The 16202-nt window shown below is 68.2% G+C and carries 15 protein-coding genes; 14 read left to right on the top strand and 1 reads right to left on the bottom strand.

What is annotated here, in order from left to right; translation table 11 throughout:
• Positions 1 to 128: 128 nt before the first annotated feature.
• The 14 genes from IAE58_RS16970 to IAE58_RS16905 all read left to right on the top strand — a co-directional run bounded on the left by IAE58_RS16970 (position 129) and on the right by IAE58_RS16905 (position 12474).
• Complete coding sequence (locus tag IAE58_RS16970; RefSeq protein ID WP_233615009.1) at positions 129 to 455, top strand: YerC/YecD family TrpR-related protein; 327 nt, start codon at positions 129 to 131, stop codon at positions 453 to 455.
• A gap of 34 nt (positions 456 to 489) precedes the next feature.
• Positions 490 to 1401 carry an ATP phosphoribosyltransferase gene (gene hisG / locus IAE58_RS16965; protein WP_199934352.1) on the top strand — a complete coding sequence of 304 codons (912 nt, stop codon included), beginning with the start codon at positions 490 to 492 and terminating at the stop codon, positions 1399 to 1401.
• On the top strand, positions 1398 to 2693 hold the full coding sequence (gene hisD, locus IAE58_RS16960) for a histidinol dehydrogenase (RefSeq protein WP_199934353.1): 1296 nt from the start codon (positions 1398 to 1400) through the stop codon (positions 2691 to 2693). The genes hisG and hisD overlap by 4 nt, the downstream gene beginning before the upstream one ends.
• Positions 2690 to 3781 carry a histidinol-phosphate transaminase gene (gene hisC / locus IAE58_RS16955; protein ID WP_199934354.1) on the top strand — a complete coding sequence of 364 codons (1092 nt, stop codon included), beginning with the start codon at positions 2690 to 2692 and terminating at the stop codon, positions 3779 to 3781. Before hisD ends, hisC begins: the two co-directional genes overlap by 4 nt.
• Complete coding sequence (gene hisB, locus IAE58_RS16950; protein WP_199934355.1) at positions 3778 to 4851, top strand: bifunctional histidinol-phosphatase/imidazoleglycerol-phosphate dehydratase HisB; 1074 nt, start codon at positions 3778 to 3780, stop codon at positions 4849 to 4851. Before hisC ends, hisB begins: the two co-directional genes overlap by 4 nt.
• Positions 4848 to 5450, top strand: a complete 603-nt coding sequence (gene hisH, locus IAE58_RS16945) for an imidazole glycerol phosphate synthase subunit HisH (RefSeq protein ID WP_108749463.1) — start codon at positions 4848 to 4850, stop codon at positions 5448 to 5450. The genes hisB and hisH overlap by 4 nt, the downstream gene beginning before the upstream one ends.
• Positions 5447 to 6181, top strand: coding sequence for a 1-(5-phosphoribosyl)-5-[(5-phosphoribosylamino)methylideneamino]imidazole-4-carboxamide isomerase (hisA, locus tag IAE58_RS16940; RefSeq protein WP_199934356.1), 735 nt, complete (start codon positions 5447 to 5449; stop codon positions 6179 to 6181). The genes hisH and hisA overlap by 4 nt, the downstream gene beginning before the upstream one ends.
• Positions 6175 to 6951 (top strand): imidazole glycerol phosphate synthase subunit HisF, encoded by a 777-nt coding sequence (hisF, locus tag IAE58_RS16935; protein WP_108752948.1) that lies wholly within the window; start codon positions 6175 to 6177, stop codon positions 6949 to 6951. Before hisA ends, hisF begins: the two co-directional genes overlap by 7 nt.
• The gene (hisIE, locus tag IAE58_RS16930) at positions 6941 to 7561 is read left to right on the top strand and encodes a bifunctional phosphoribosyl-AMP cyclohydrolase/phosphoribosyl-ATP diphosphatase HisIE (protein WP_108761875.1); all 621 of its coding nucleotides are present in this window, start codon (positions 6941 to 6943) and stop codon (positions 7559 to 7561) included. The genes hisF and hisIE overlap by 11 nt, the downstream gene beginning before the upstream one ends.
• A gap of 104 nt (positions 7562 to 7665) precedes the next feature.
• On the top strand, positions 7666 to 9255 hold the full coding sequence (locus IAE58_RS16925; protein WP_199934357.1) for a calcineurin-like phosphoesterase family protein: 1590 nt from the start codon (positions 7666 to 7668) through the stop codon (positions 9253 to 9255).
• A gap of 35 nt (positions 9256 to 9290) precedes the next feature.
• Complete coding sequence (locus IAE58_RS16920; RefSeq protein WP_108749468.1) at positions 9291 to 9575, top strand: hypothetical protein; 285 nt, start codon at positions 9291 to 9293, stop codon at positions 9573 to 9575.
• A gap of 92 nt (positions 9576 to 9667) precedes the next feature.
• Positions 9668 to 10690 (top strand): glucokinase, encoded by a 1023-nt coding sequence (locus IAE58_RS16915; RefSeq protein WP_199934358.1) that lies wholly within the window; start codon positions 9668 to 9670, stop codon positions 10688 to 10690.
• A 51-nt stretch (positions 10691 to 10741) separates the two neighbouring features.
• Positions 10742 to 11740, top strand: coding sequence for a N(4)-(beta-N-acetylglucosaminyl)-L-asparaginase (locus IAE58_RS16910; protein WP_199934359.1), 999 nt, complete (start codon positions 10742 to 10744; stop codon positions 11738 to 11740).
• Positions 11737 to 12474, top strand: coding sequence for a copper homeostasis protein CutC (locus IAE58_RS16905; protein WP_199934360.1), 738 nt, complete (start codon positions 11737 to 11739; stop codon positions 12472 to 12474). The genes IAE58_RS16910 and IAE58_RS16905 overlap by 4 nt, the downstream gene beginning before the upstream one ends.
• Before the next feature lie 189 nt (positions 12475 to 12663).
• Here the strand turns inward: IAE58_RS16905 and IAE58_RS16900 are convergent, their stop codons facing one another.
• Entirely contained in the window at positions 12664 to 15750 is a 3087-nt protein-coding gene (locus IAE58_RS16900) for a TonB-dependent receptor (RefSeq protein ID WP_199934361.1), read from the bottom strand.
• Positions 15751 to 16202 lie beyond the last annotated feature (452 nt).

Raw genomic sequence — 16202 nt, 5'->3', positions numbered from 1 at the left:
CCCCAGTACCCCAGCTTTTGCCGTTGCTTCGGCATCCAGCGGGTGCAGGGCGCAGCCCTGCCCACAACCCCCCCAGATTTGACGCACTGCGGAAGAATGCGCTAATGTACTAACGCGCTATTACATTGATGCACGAAATCGACCCCGTGAAAGCCCGCCCCGACATTGCCGCCAAAGACCCGCAGGCCGACCTGGACGCCCTGGCCCAGGCCTTTGCCGCCCTGCGCGCCCCCGACGAGGTCGCCGCCTTCCTGCGTGACCTGTGCACCCCCGCCGAACTGGAAGCCATGGCCGACCGCTGGAAGGTGGTTCCGCTGCTGCAGCAGGGCGTGCCCTACCGCGAGATCCACGAACGCACCGGGGTCAGCGTGACCACCACCGGACGGGTGGCGCGCACGCTCGAGCATGGCCATCGAGGTTATGCCGCCGCCATCGACCGCCTTGCTTCGCGCTGATCTGCGCCCCGTTCCGAACTTCGAGACTTCCCCCATGAGTGCAACCCAGGCAGCGCCGGCACGTGACCGGCTGCGCATCGCCATCCAGAAAAGCGGCCGTCTGGCCGAACCCGCCCGCAACCTGCTCAGCGCCTGTGGCCTGAGCTGGCGCGAGAGCCGCGACAAGCTGTTCTGCTACGGCGAATCGCTGCCGGTGGACCTGCTGCTGGTGCGCGACGACGACATTCCCGGCCTGATTGCCGACGGCGTGTGCGACCTGGGCATCGTCGGCCGCAACGAGCTGGACGAACAGGCCGCCGCGCGCCGCCAGATCGGCCTGCCCGACGCCTACCAGGCCCTGCGCGGGCTGGGCTTCGGCCAGTGCCGGCTGATGCTGGCCGTGCCCGAAGAGTGGCAGTGGAGCGGTCCGGCGCAGCTGGCCGGCACCCGCATCGCCACCAGCTACCCGGCCATCCTCAAGCAGTGGCTGGGCGAGCAGGGGGTGGATGCGCAGGTGGTGGAACTGTCCGGGTCGGTGGAAATCGCCCCGCGCCTGGGCACCGCCGACCTGATCTGCGACCTGGTCTCCAGCGGCGCCACCCTGCGCGCCAACCAGCTCACGCCCGTGCACAACCTGCTGGACAGCGAGGCCGTGCTGGCCGGTGCCGTGCGCGTGCCCGACGATGCCCGCGCTGGCCTGCGCAGCATGCTGCTGCGCCGCCTGGATGGCGTGGTGCAGAAGCAGGACCGCAAGCTGCTGATGTTCCGCGCCAGCGAAGACCGGGTGGACGCGCTGGCCCAGCTGCTGACCGATGCCGAGCCGCTGGTGCGTTTGCCTGCCGATGGGGGCGCATTGCGCCTGCAGACCATGTGCCCGGGTCCGCTGACCTGGCAGCGCATGGAAGAACTGGAGCGCGCCGGCGCCCAGGGCCTGATGGTGTTGAGCGTGGAGCGGTCGCTGGCATGAATCGTCTGATCTGGTCGCAACTTGATGAAGCCGCACGCAGCGAGGCGCTGACCCGCCCGGTGCAGACCGTGGCCCAGCAGACCCGCGATGCGGTGGCTGCGTTGATCGCGCAGGTGCGCACCGAAGGTGACGCCGGCCTGCGCGCCATCACCGCCCGTTTCGACGGCGTGGAACTGCCGTCGTTCGAAGTATCCGAGGACGAATTCGCCGCCGCCGAAGCGGCCGTGCCGGCGGCGCTGCGCCAGGCCATGGTCGAGGCCGCCGCGCGCATTAAGCGCTTCCACGAAGCGGGCATGGGCAAGGGCTATGCAGTGGAAACCTCGCCTGGCGTGGTCTGCGAACGCATGCTGCGGCCGATCGGCCGCGTCGGCCTGTACGTGCCGGCTGGCAGTGCACCGCTGCCGTCCACCGCGCTGATGCTGGGCGTGCCGGCGCAACTGGCCGGCTGCCCGCAGGTGGTGCTGTGCACGCCGCCACGCGCCGACGGTAGTGCCGATCCGGCCGTGCTGGTGGCCGCGCGGCTGACCGGCGTGCAGCGCGTGTTCAAGCTGGGCGGGGCCCAGGCCATCGCTGCGATGGCCTATGGCACGGCCAGCATTCCGGCCTGCGACAAGCTGTTCGGGCCGGGCAACAGTTTCGTGACCGAAGCCAAGCAGCAGGTTGCGCAGGACGGTGCGGCCGCCATCGACATGCCGGCTGGCCCGTCGGAAGTGCTGGTGATCGCCGATGCCGGTGCGAACCCGGCCTTTGTCGCCGCCGATCTGCTGTCGCAGGCCGAGCACGGCCCCGATTCGCAGGTCCTGCTGCTGACCGACGACGCAGCCATGCTGGCCGCCGTTGAAGCCGAAGTGGAACGCCAGGTCGCATTGCTGCCGCGGCAGCAGATCGCGCGGCAGGCGCTGTCGGCGTCGCGCCTGATCCAGGTCGAGGCGCTGGCCGAGGCCTTCGCCATCAGCAATCGCTACGCACCCGAGCACCTGATCCTGGCGCTGCGTGAACCGCGCGACTGGCTGCCGCAGGTGCAGGCCGCCGGTTCGGTATTCCTGGGCGACTACACGCCTGAAGCGCTGGGCGATTACTGCAGTGGTACCAACCACGTGCTGCCCACCGCTGGCGCCGCGCGTGCCTATAGCGGCGTGAGCGTGGCCAGTTTCCAGAACCTGATCAGCGTGCAGAGTGCCAGCGCGGCCGGGCTGGCGGCGATTGGTGGTTGCGCGCGCATCATCGCCAGTGCCGAAGGCCTGGACGCGCACGAACGCGCCGTGGCCGTGCGCATGGAGGCCGCCGCATGAGCGCGGTGAACGACGTACTGGCGCTGGTGCGCCCGGACCTGCAGGCGTTCGCGGGCTACAGTTCGGCGCGCAGCGCGGCCGTGCAGGGCGATGTCTGGCTGAACGCCAACGAGTCGGCCTGGGCCAATCCTGCCGATACCGCCGGCAGCAGCCGCCGCTATCCCGAACCGCAACCGCTTGCATTGCGCGAGGGTCTGGCCGCGTTATACGGCGTGCAGCCGCAGCAGCTGCTGATCGGCCGTGGCAGCGACGAGGCCATCGACCTGCTGGTGCGTGCGCTGTGCGTGCCCGGTCGCGACGGCGTACTGGTTACCTCGCCGGTATTTGGCATGTACGCGGTGTGCGCGCGCCTGCAGGGCGCCGCGCTGATCGACGTGCCGCTGGTGGATTCGGCCGAGGGTCTGCACGCCGATCTGGATGCCGTCATCAGCGCCGCGCAGCAGCAGGGCGCCAAGCTGGTGTTCCTGTGCGCACCGTCCAACCCGGCCGGCAGCGATATCAGCCTGGCCGGGATCGAACGTGTGGCCACGGCGTTGCGTGGGCAGGCCCTGGTGGTGGTGGACGAGGCCTACGTGGAATTCGCACAGCGCCCGTCAGCCACCACGCTGCTGGCCGCGCACGCCAACGTGGCGGTGCTGCGCACGCTGTCCAAGGCGCATGCACTGGCTGCGGCCCGTATCGGCACGCTGATTGCGGCGCCGGAATTGATTGCCGTGCTGCGCCGTTGCCAGGCCCCGTATCCGGTGCCGACGCCGTGCGCGGAACTGGCCGTGCAGGCGCTGCAGCCGGTGGCGCTGGCACGCACCGCCGAGCGCGTGGCCACCGTCATTGCCGAACGCGAACGCCTGTTTGCGGCATTGCCGGGCCTGCCCGGCGTGCGCCGCGTGTACCCCTCGTCCGGCAACTATCTGCTGGTGCGCTTTGGCGATGCGCAGGCCGCATTCGACGCCCTGCTGGCGGCTGGCGTGGTGGTGCGTGACCAGCGCGCCGCGCCGCAGCTGGGCGATGCACTGCGCATCAGCATCGGCACGCGCGAAGAGAACGACCGCGTGCTCGCGGCCCTGTCGGCTCGGAGGGCCGCTGCATGACCCCCATTCTGTTCATCGATCGCGACGGCACCCTCATCGAGGAGCCAGCCGACTTCCAGATCGACGCCTACGAGAAGCTGCGCTTCGTGCCGCAGGTTATTCCGGCGCTGCTGAAGCTGCGTGATGCCGGCTACCAGTTCGTCATCGTCACCAACCAGGATGGCCTGGGCAGCGAGGCATACCCGCGCGCCAGCTTCGATGGCCCCAACGACCTGATGCTGCAGATCTTCGCAAGCCAAGGCATCGTGTTCCGTGACGTGCTGATCGACTGCAGCTGGCCGCAGGACAATGCGCCCACGCGCAAGCCAGCCATCGGCCTGATGACCGCCTACCTGCAGGACCGCAGCATCGACTGGGCGCGTTCGGCCATGGTGGGTGATCGCATCACCGATGTGCAGTTCGCCGAGAACCTCAACATCCGTGCGTTCCAGCTGCGCACCGAACAGTTCGGTGGGCAGTGGGACTGGCCGGGTATCGCCCACGCACTGGCCGATGCGCCGCGTACCGCCGTGGTCCAGCGCAACACCAAGGAAACGAGGATCCGCGTTGAACTGGACCTCGACCGTGCCGGGGATGCGCACATCGCCACCGGCCTGCCGTTCTTCGACCACATGCTGGAACAGATCGGCAAGCACGGCGGTTTCGCCTTGGACATCCGGGCCGAAGGCGATCTGCACATCGACGAGCACCACACCATCGAGGACACCGGCCTGGCGCTGGGCCAGGCGCTGCGCGAAGCGCTGGGCGACAAGCGCGGCATCGGCCGCTATGGCTTCACCCTGCCGATGGACGAGACCCTGGCCAGCGCCGCGCTGGATTTCAGCGGCCGGCCGTACTTCGTGTTCGAAGGTGAGTTCAAGCGCGAGCGCGTGGGTGACATGCCCACCGAACTGGTACCGCACTTCTTCCGTTCGCTGTGCGATGCCAGCGGTTTGAACCTGAACCTGCAGGTGCGCGGTGACAACGACCACCACAAGGTCGAGGCGTGCTTCAAGGCGCTGGCCCGCGCGCTGCGCCCGGCGCTGGCCCGCCAGGGCACGGCGTTGCCCAGCACCAAGGGGGCGCTGTGAGCGAGGTCGCGCTGATCGATGCCGGCGGTGCCAACCTGGGGTCGGTGCGCTACGCACTGGAACGCCTGGGCGCGCGGGTGCGGCTGGTGCGTGATGCCGAAGGCCTGGCCGGTGCGCAGCGGGTGATCCTGCCCGGCGTGGGCGCGGCCGCACCGGGCATGCAGCGCCTGCACGCGCAGGGCCTGGTGGAACCGCTGCGGCGCCTGGAGGTGCCGTTGATGGGCATCTGCCTGGGCATGCAGCTGCTGTTTGATCGTTCCGAAGAAGCAGGCGTGGACACCCTGGGCCTGATTCCCGGTGTGGTGCGCAAGCTGGTGCCAGCGTGTGGGATCCGCGTGCCGCACATGGGCTGGAACCGGCTGCTGCCGCTGCGCGAATCGACCCTGCTGCAGGGCGTGCCCGAGCGTGCCAGCGCGTACTTCGTGCACAGCTACGCGGCACCGCTGAACACCCACACCGTGGCCGCCTGCGATCACGGCGGCCTGTTCACCGCCGTGGTGGAGCAGGGCCGCTACTTCGGCGCCCAGTTCCACCCCGAGCGTTCCGGCGAGACCGGATCGCAGATGTTGCGCAATTTCCTTGAGGGCACCGCTGCATGAGCTTCACCGTCTACCCCGCGCTGGATATCCGTGATGGCCGCGTGGTGCGGCTGCGCCAGGGCGACTATGCGCAGGAAACCCATTACGGCGACGATCCGCTGCCGCGCGCGCAGGCCTTTGCCGCGCAGGGCGCGCAGTGGATGCACCTGGTCGATCTGGATGCGGCGCGAGCGGGCGGTTACACCCTGGCACCCCTGCTGACGGCGATCCGCGCGCAGACCTCGCTGCAGGTACAGACCGGCGGTGGCGTGCGCGGCCGCGACGACGTGGCGCGCATCCTCGATGCCGGCGCTGGCCGCGTGGTGGTCGGTTCGCTGGCCGTGCGCGAACCGGACACCGTGATCGCCTGGCTGGCCGAGTTCGGTCCGCAGCGCCTGACCATCGCCTTGGATGCGCGCCAGGATGCGCAGGGTCAGTGGCAGCTGCCGGTGCATGGCTGGACCGAGAACGCGGGGGTCACCCTGGATGCGTTGGCGCAGCGGTATGCGCAGGCGGGCATGGCCCACCTGCTGTGCACCGACATTGCCCGCGATGGCATGCTGGCCGGCCCGAACATCAGCCTGTACGCGCATCTTGCCGCGCTGTTGCCGGGCGTGGCCGTGCAGGCCTCCGGTGGCATCCGCAGCGTCGCCGACGTGGCCGAGGCGCGCGCGGCCGGCTGCGGCGGTGCGATCCTGGGCAAGGCCCTGCTGGAACAGCGCATGGACCTGGGCGAGGCACTGGCATGTTGAGCCGCCGCATCATTCCCTGCCTGGACGTGCGCGATGGCCGCGTGGTCAAGGGCGTGCGCTTCCGCGACCACGTGGACATGGGCGATATCGCCGAACTGGCCCAGCGCTACCGCGACCAGGGCGCCGACGAGCTGGTGTTCTATGACATCGGCGCCAGCCCGGAAGCACGTTCGGTGGACGTGGGCTGGATCGAGCGCATCGCCCGCCTGATCGACATTCCGTTCTGCGTGGCCGGTGGCATCGACAGCGTGGAAACCGCGCGCCGTGTGCTGTTTGCCGGTGCCGACAAGATCTCGATCAACTCGCCGGCGCTGGGCCGCCCCGAGCTGATCACCGAACTGGCCGACGAATTCGGCGTGCAGTGCGTGGTGGTTGGTGTGGATTCGGTGCGCGAGGCCGATGGCGAGTGGCGCGTGCGCCGCTTCACCGGTGACCCCAGCAAGACCCAGGCTGTGCCGTTGCGCACCCTGGACTGGATCGTGGACGCACAGCGCCGCGGTGCCGGTGAAATCGTGCTGAACTGCATGGACAGCGACGGCGTGCGCCGTGGCTACGACGTGGCGCAGCTGCGCCAGGCGCGTGCGGTGTGCAACGTGCCGCTGATTGCCTCCGGCGGTGCCGGTGCGATGGAGCACTTCGCCCAAGCCTTCGACCAGGCCGACGTGGACGGTGCACTGGCCGCCAGCGTGTTCCACAGCGGCGCCATTGCGATTGCGGATTTGAAGCGCTACCTGCGCGAGCAACAGATCGAGGTTCGAGATGTCTATTGAAGTGCGCCCGTCGCCGCAGGCGCTGGAAACCCTGGACTGGGCCAAGGGCGATGGCCTGCTGCCGGCCGTGGTGCAGGACGCCGATACGCTGCAGGTGCTGATGCTGGGCTATGTGAATGCCGAATCGCTGCATATCACCCAGGTGACCGGCCACATGACCTTCTACAGCCGCAGCAAGCAGCGCCTGTGGACCAAGGGCGAGCAGTCCGGCCATGTGCTGGCGGTGCAGTCGATCAGCGTCGATTGTGATGCCGACACCGTGCTGGTGCTGGCGCGCCCGGCCGGTCCGACCTGCCACACCGGCGCGGAGAGCTGCTTCGACGGCGCACCCAAGGACTTCTTGGGCGGGCTGGGCCAGCTGGTGGCCGTGCGCGATGCGCAGCGACCGCCGGGCAGCTACACCACTTCGCTGTTCGAGGGCGGCATCCGCCGCATCGCACAGAAGGTGGGCGAGGAGGGCGTGGAAACCGCGCTGGCGGCCGTGGCCCAGGACGATGAGGCATTGCTGGGCGAGGCCGCCGACCTGCTGTACCACCTGCTGGTGCTGCTGCGCGCGCGCGGCTTGTCGCTGGATGATGCGCGGGCGGTGCTGGAACAGCGGCACCGGTGATCCGCACCCACCCGTAGAGTCGAGCTTGCTCGACTGTTGTGTGCAAGACAGTCGAGCAAGCTCAACTCTACAATAGGGGGTCTCTCTGCCCCCGGACTGCCCCCATGAAACTGCCTGCCGCCTGGCTGTGCTGCCTGTTGCTTACTTCGCCGGCATGGGCCGCCGATACGGTGGTGAGCGGCAAGGTCTACCTGGAGCGCGACGGCAAGCCCGGGCGCGGTGCCACCGATCCCGGCCTGGCCGGCGTGCAGGTGTCCAACGGGGAAACCATCGTCAAGACCGCCGCCGATGGCAGCTACAGCCTGCCGGTGCGTGACGGCCAGACGGTATTCGTCATCAAGCCCGATGCCTATTCCTTCCCCAACGCGGCCGACGGCCTGCCGTCGTTCTGGCGGCACTACCGCCCCAACGGCTCGCCGGCGCTGAAGTACGGCGGCATCGCCGCCACCGGTGACGCCGCCCGCAGTTGGGATTTCGCCCTGCAGGCCGATCGCCACGACAGCCGGCGCGGCTTCCAGATGCTGGTGTTCACCGATTCGCAGACCGCCACCACGCAGGACATCGGCTACTACCAGCAGTCGATCGTCAAACCGTTGGTGGGGCAGACCAAGGCGCGTCTGGGCACCACCCTGGGCGACATCGTCAATGATGACCTGACCCTGTACCCGGCCATCAACAAGGTGACCACCGAACTGGGCGTGCCGTGGTTCCATGTGCCCGGCAACCACGACCTGGATTTCGACGCCGCCAACGATGACCACTCGCTGGACAGCTGGCGCAACATCTACGGCCCTGACACCTACGCGGTGGAAGAGGGCGGCGCCAGCTTCGTGTTCCTGGACGATGTGGTGTACGACCCCAACGCCAAGCCGAAGTACGTAGGCGGCCTGCGCGAGGACCAGTTCGCCTTCCTGGCCGCGTACCTGAAGGGCCTGCACAAGGACCGCCTGCTGGTGCTGGGCATGCACATTCCGCTGTTCGATGCCGCACCGGGGCGCGAGACCTTCCGCCACGCCGATCGCCAGCGCTTGTTCGATCTGCTCAAGCCGTTCCGCAACGTGCTGGTGCTGAGCGGGCACAGCCACACCCAGCAGCACGTCTACCACGGCAAGGCCGAGGGCTGGCAGGGCGACAAGCCGCTGCACGAATACAACGTGGGCGCCAACTGCGGCGCATTCTGGTCCGGGGCGAAGAATGCCGCCGGCGTGCCGGACAGCACCATGAGCGATGGCACGCCCAAGGGCTATGCGCTGCTGGATGTGGCCGGCAACGGCAGCTACCGCCTGCAGTACCGCGTGGCCGGCGCCCCGGCCAGCGAGCAGATCGGCCTGCACGCGCCGAAGGTGCTGCGCCAGGGCGCCTACCCGGCATGGGGCGTGTACGCCAACGTGTACATGGGCGAGGACGCCAGCGTGGTGGAGTACCGCGTCGATGGTGGCCCGTGGCAGCCGATGAAGCAGGTCAGCCAGCCCGACCCGCGCCTGCTGGTGGAAAACGTGGCCGACGATCTGGCCACCACCCTGCGCGGCTACGACCGTTCGCCGGAAGCCACCGCCTCGCCGCACCTGTGGCGTGCCGCGCTGCCCACCGGGCTGGCGGTCGGCAGCCACAAGGTGGAAGTACGCTCCACCCAGCCCGACGGTGCGGTGTTCACCGCCACCACCAGTTACAGCCTGCAGACCGCCCAGCCCTGACCGGGCGGGCGGTTGCCACGACGAAAGGACGCGCCATGGAAATCCGCTTCATGGCCGGCACCACGCCGGTCACCCTCAGCCGCCACTGGTTCAGTGGTGCCATGCAGCTGCGCAGTGCCAGCGAAACAGTGTGGGTGCAGCACCCGCTGCACCCGGGCACGCATTTTTCGTTCTCGCTGGTGCAGTCCTGGCTGCGCCATATCGCCGGCCACCAGGTGCTGGTGGAACGCACCCGGCCGCTGCTGTTTGCCGGCTTCCGCCCGCAGCGCCTGCGCGTGCTGGTGGACGGGGTGCAGGTGGCCGAGCAGGAAGGCATGTAAGCGCGCTGCCGGGCGGGGCATTGCCGCAGCGTTGGCAAAGCCGCTGGGATGCCCGAGAATCGACGCCGATCCGTCGATTCAAGCAGGCCCGTGTGAACGTCGCAGCAGTAGACCCGTCTTCCTCCGACGCCAGCGGCGCCGGCGTTTCGCACAGCGTGGTAGTGGCCGATGTGGGCGGCACCTTCGCCCGTATCGCGGTGGCCCATCTGGTACCTGGCCAGACCCCGCGCCTGGGCGGCTATCGCACCTATGCCTGCGCCGACCACGCCAGCCTGGCAGCGATCCTGGCCGACTTCAGTGCCAGCCTGGACCCGCCCGCGCACGGCGCGGTGGTGGCCATTGCCGGCGTGCTCGATGACGATGTGCTGATCAACGCCAACCTGCCGTGGACCGTTTCGCTGTCGGCCACGCGCGCGCAGTCCGGCCTGGGCGAACTGCAGCTGATCAATGATTTCGAGGCCGTCGCCCTGGCCGTGCCCTACCTGCAGCCGGAAACGCTGGTGCCGCTGAACGGCCCGGGCGACCCGGCGCAGGCGTTCCCGGCGCTGGTGCTGGGCGCGGGCACCGGTCTGGGCGCAGCGCTGCGCTTTGCCGATGGCGACCGCCCGGTGCTGGCCAGTGAACTGGGCCACGCCGCGCTGGGGGCTGGCACCGCGCTGGAACTGCAGGTGCTGGCCAAGCTGCTGCAGCGCTGGCCGCACGTGGACAACGAACGGGTGCTGTCCGGCAGCGGGCTGCTGAACCTGTACCCGTGCCTGTGCGAACTGCGCGGGGTTGCACCGCAGTGGTCGACCACCGAAGCGCTGATCGGCGCCGCGCGCAGTGGCGAGGATGCGGTGGCGGTGGAAACCCTGCAGGTGTTCTGCGCGTGGCTGGGCAGCCTGGCGGGCGATGCGGCCATTGCCGTAGGCGCGCGCTCGGTGTACCTGGCCGGCGGCATTTCCACCCACGTGCAGGATTTCCTGGCCGACGGGCGTTTCCGCGAGCGCTTCCTCAACAAGGGCGTGCTGGCCGATGTGCTGCGCCAGGTGCCGGTGTGGCGGGTGGAACATGGCCAGCTGGGCGTGCTCGGCGCGGCCGTCTGGCACGCGGCGCGGCTGCCGCGCGGGGGCTGAATCACGCAGCCGGCCCGCGGCCGGCATCGCTTTCTGCAAAGGGAGGGCAACATGGTGGATCGCAGGCAGTTCCTGCAGGCCGGTGCATTGGCCGCAGGCATGGCCGCCTTGCCGGGTGTGCAGGCGCGCACGCAGGGCGGGGCGAAGGTCGTTTCAACGTGGGACTTCGGCGTGCCGGCCAACCAGGCTGCGTGGAAGGTACTGGGCCAGGGCGGCAGCGCGCTGGACGCGGTGGAAGCCGGCGCACGCTGGGCCGAAAGCGAGCTGTGCAATCCCACCGTCGGCCATTGCGGCAACCCCGATCGCGACGGCGTGTTGAGCCTGGATGCCAGCATCATGGATGGCGATGGCCGCTGCGGCGCCGTGGCTGCACTGGTGGACATCGCGCACCCGGTGTCGGTGGCACGCAGGGTGATGGAAAACAGCCCGCATGTACTGCTGGTGGGTGACGGTGCCCAGCAGTTCGCGGTGCAGCAGGGCTTCGAGCGCAAGCGGCTGCTCACCCCGCAGGCCGAGGCGGCCTGGCGCGAATGGTTGAAGACCGAGCAGTACCAGCCGCAGATCAACGCCGAGCGCCGTGGCATCCCCGGCAACAGCGACAACCACGACACCATCGGCATGCTGGCGCTGGATGCCAAGGGGCATCTTGCCGGCGCCTGCACCACCAGCGGCATGGCCTGGAAGCTGCACGGGCGCGTAGGCGACAGCCCGATCATCGGTGCCGGCCTGTACGTGGACAACGAGGTCGGCGCCGCCACGGCCTCGGGCGTGGGCGAGGAGATGATCCGCAACGCCGCCTCGTTCCTGGTGGTGGAGCTGATGCGGCAGGGGCGCACGCCTGCGCAGGCGTGCCGTGAAGCGATCGACCGGGTGGTGCGCAAGCGCCCCGAAGCCAGCCGCACGCTGCAGGTGTGCTTCCTGGCGATGAACAAGAAGGGCGAAGTGGGCGCGTACGCGCTCCATCGCGGCTTCGTCTATGCGGTATGCGATGGCCAGCGCCAGGACGATCTGCGCGATTCGCCGTCGATTTACACGAGCAGCCAGACGTGAGCGCCGCGCCGACGCTGGAGATCGCCAGCAATTCACTGGCATCGGCGCTGGCTGCGCAGGCCGGTGGCGCCGACCGCATCGAGTTGTTCGACAACCTGGGCGAGGGCGGCACCACGCCGTCGTTCGCCAGCATCGCCATTGCACGCGAGCGCCTGCAGATTCCCTTGTTCGTGCTGGTGCGGCCGCGCCCGGGCGACTTCCATTACGACGCGCTGGAAACCGAGCTGATGCTGCGCGACATCGCGCAGTGCCGTGCGCTGGGCTGCGATGGCGTGGTGATCGGTGCGCTGGATGTGCACGGTGGCATCGACATGCCGCTGTGCCGCGAACTGGTGCAGGCGGCGGGGCCGTTGCAGGTTACGTTCCATCGCGCGTTCGATGCTGCGCGTGACCTGCCTGCGGCCCTGGAACAGGTGATCGAGCTGGGCTGCACGCGGGTGCTCAGTTCAGGCGGTCAGGTGAGCGCCGAAGCCGGCAGCAGCATGCTGGCCGCGCTGGTGGCGCAGGCGGCAGGGCGCATTTGCGTGATGGCGGGCGCAGGGATCGGCCCGGCCAACATCGCCAGGATCGCGCGGCTGACCGGCTGCGGCGAGCTGCACGCGTCGGCCAAGGGCCTGCGGCGTTCGGCAATGCAGTTCCAGAACCCGCTGCTGCGCGGCCTGGACCCGGACTGGCACCAGACCAGCACCGCCACGGTGGCGGCGCTGCGCAAGGCGCTGGACAGCGCGGGGTAATGCAACCGGCCTTCCATCGGTAGCGCCGGGCCATGCCCGGCGGGCGTCATGCGGCCGTGATCCGCCGGGCATGGCCCGGCGCTACCGTGGGGAACAAAAACGGCAGCCACCTGTGAAAGCGTGGCTGCCGTGGAGGACCGTTGAACGGGGTCGGATCCCTTCGCAGAAGGGCTCCGACCCCGGCAGGGCTTAGAACTTGTAGGTCGCGCCGAAGTAGATCTGACGGCCCGAATACAGGTTGGAGATCAGGCGCGACTGGGTGTCGTTGCCCAGGTAGATGCGCTGTTCCGACTTGGTGGCGTTGAGCACCGAGGCGGTGAAGGTCAGCGCTTCGGTGAAGTTGTAGGCCACGTTCAGATCCAGCTGGTCGTACGGCTCGGTGTACTGGGTCATGCCGTTGACCAGGCCGCCGACCACTTCACCGCGACGGTTGTACGAGGCGCGGGCCAGGAACCGGTCGGTTTCGTAGAACACCGTCAGGTTGGCCTGGTTCTTGGCACTGCCCACCAGCGGCGATGCACCCAGGTTCTCGCCATTGAGCTCGATCGAGGCCAGGTTGGTGTCGTTGTAGGTGTAATTGGCCTGCACGCCCAGGCCGAAGTCGAAGGTGTACTGGCCGTACAGTTCCACGCCCTGCGACACTGCATCGCGGCCGTTGGCCTGGGTGCTGTAGTTCTGCACCGTCACCATTTCGCCGCCGACTTCCATCTGCACGTCACGCACGATCGGCACGGTGAAGTTGCTGATGTCCTTGCGGAACAGGCCGACGCCGGCGACCGCGCCCGGCATGAAGTACCACTCCACGCCCAGGTCGTACTGGGTCGCTTCGAAGGCTTCCAGGTTCTTGTTGCTGCCATTGCCGGCCCAGCCTTCGGTCGGTGCACCGCCGGCAACGCGGCGGTCATTGACGTACTCGGGGCTGTAGTAGCTCAGGCTGCCGGGTGCGGCAATGCTGGTGTAGCTCGGCCGTGCCACCACCTTCGACGCGGCGCCACGCAGCACCAGCTTGTCGGTGATGTCCCAGGCGATGTTGAAGCTGGGCAGCACGTCGGTGTAGGTGCGGTCCGAACCGATCAGCTCGTAGCTCTTCTCGCGTGCCAGGGCATCGGGCAGGCGCACGAAGCCGCTCTCGCAGCCGTAGGTGGGGAAGGCTGCCGCCGCCGGATCGTCGCAGGACATCGGTGCGCCGGAGGCGTTGTCCAGGAAGTAATCGTTGAAGCGTTCGATCGAGTCGCTGGACTGGGCGAACTGCTTGGTGCGCACCACGCGCACGCCGACGTTGCCGCGCAGGCGCTCGGTACGGAAGTTGGCCTGGAAGTAGCCGGAATAGATCTTCTCGTTGACGTTGTAGACGAAGTCGTCCTCAACGCGGTTGTGCGACGAACCGTAGGTGGAGTTCAGGTAGTCGATGTAGGACGGGAAGTTGATGCCCGGGAATACATTCGCGTTGAAGCCACCGGCGATGCCGCTGATCGGGTTGGACAGGAAGAAACTGGGCTGGGCGATGCCGGCGGTGTTGTCACAGCCGGCCTGGTAGCGGCTGTCATAGTCGGCCGGGTCGGCGCCCTGGCACACCCAGTAGGTGTTGCCGGTATTGCGGTGGACCTTGCCGTCACGGTACTTGGCGCCGAACTGGATCGAGTCCAGCCAGCCGCTTTCGAACATCTTGGTGACATCGGCCTGGAAGTGGTTCTGCTCGACCTCGGTCTGCATCCACGACGAATCGGTCGAACCGGTGTCGACCTCGGCGATGCCATTCATCAGCACCTCCTGCAGGTTCGGCGAGACGGTCAGCGTCGGCGTGCCGGTCAGGTCCCACGCGGTGTACTGGTTGCCCGATTCCCACACGCCGTTGACGCGGCGGCGCGGCTTGGCCGACATGCGGAAGTTCATCGACGGGCCACCCTCGGACCAGGTGCGGCCACCGCTGAAGGAGGCCTTCCACAGCGGGCTGATGTCCCAATCGATGGTCAGGTCGGCGGTCTGCGAGAGCGCCTTTTCGCGGCTGTAGCCACCGGTCAGCTGCGGGGTGGGAATGGTGCAGTCGTCCGGGCCCCAGCCACCCGGGGCCAGGCCTGCGGCAGCGGCTTCGTCTTCGCTGCAGTAGTAGGTCTTGCCGGCCAGCTTTTCGAACTGTGCGCCGGTAACCACGGTGCCACTGGGGTCGAAGCTGAGGCCGTTGAGCAGGCGGCCGCCAGCCCAGTTGCCGTCACCGTTGTAGCGCGCCATGTTCCACTCGGGCACCTTCAGCATGTTCTGCGTGTAGTCGCCGTCCAGCTGGAAGCGGAAGTAGTTGGCGGTCAGGGTCAGGTTGTCGACCGGCTTGAACTGGAAGGTCAGCTGGCCGCCCTTGCGCTCGCGCTTCTCTTCCTTCACCGCGAAGTTCACCGAGGTGGGCATGAAGAAGTCGCTGTAGTTGCGCCCGAACTGGTCGTTGAAGCCGGAGTTGCCCCACCAGTAGTTGATGCCGCCCTGGGTGAGGGCGTTGCCGTTGACATCACGGGCATCGACATCGGTGCCGTACCACTGGTAGTTCTCGGTGGTCACTTCCATGGTGCGGCTGGTGCGCTTCTGCTGGGTCACGCCCACCAGCACGCCGAAGCGCTCGTCCTTGCTGTGCCACGAGTACAGCGCCGACGCCTGCGGGTCGACATCCTGGTGGGTGTCGGAGGAGACGCCTTCCAGGGTCACGTAGCCGGAGTTGGATTCCATTTCCAGCGGGCGGCGGGTATGCAGGATGACCGTGCCGCCGATGCCGCCTTCGTCGATGCGTGCTTCCGGCGATTTGAACAGCTCGGCGCTGGACAGCATGTTCGACGGCAGCAGGGTGTAGTTGAACGAACGGCTGGCCTCGTCATTGGTTTCGGAGGTGGCGATGTAGTTGCCGTTCAACTGGGTCAGGGTCAGGTCGGGGTCGAGGCCGCGCACGCTGACGCTCTTGCCTTCGCCGCCGTCGCGGGTGATGACCACGCCGGGCACGCGCTGCAGCGAATCGGCAACGTTCTTGTCGGGGAATTTGCCGACGTCTTCGGCGGTGATCACTTCGACCACGGCGTTGGCGTCGCGCTTCTGCTGCAGGCTCTTCTCGATCGCATAGCGGTAGCCGGTCACCTGCACGCTGTCCAGCGTGGTGGCGTCGGCGCTGCCGGTGGTCGGTTGTGCGCTGGCCTGCTGGGCAGCGGCGCCGGTCGGCGCAACGGCTGCGGCCAGGGCCAGTGCGACGGCGAACGACAAGGCGTCGCGGCCGTGCGTACGAGTTGAATGCTTGATTGCCATCTCTCCCTCTCTCATGGATTGATCCGGTGACTGACGCGGAAACTTGAATCGATCTAATCTACGGTGCCGATTTTGCTGATGCCGCGCGGCTGCCTGGGGCGGCGCGCTGGTGTTCGGTACATCTGGTGCCGGTCCCCAACGCCGGGCCATCCCACGGGATCCGCTTGGATCGATCTAAGCGATGGCGGGGCGATTTTTAGCATGGCCAGAGGGTCTGCGCATGCTGCTGCGCAATATTGCAGGGACGTGTCGGCCGAATGATGTTTCGCTGAAATGCGCTGGAATCGTTTACATGCGCAAAAGGGGAGGGGGGGCGGCAGGGCTTGCAGCCCTGCACCTGCATTTCGAGCCAGGGCCAGGGCAACGGCAACGTCAACTTCAAAAGCGGGCTATCCGTGGGGTGGCGGGGGGGGGGGGGGGGGGGGGGGGGGGGGGGGGGGGGGGGGGGGGGG

This window comes from Stenotrophomonas sp. S49 (genome assembly GCF_016624905.1).
In the GTDB taxonomy this organism is placed as follows: domain Bacteria; phylum Pseudomonadota; class Gammaproteobacteria; order Xanthomonadales; family Xanthomonadaceae; genus Stenotrophomonas.
Note: the sequence above shows the minus strand (reverse complement) of the source record. Positions and strands in the feature narration are given on the sequence as shown.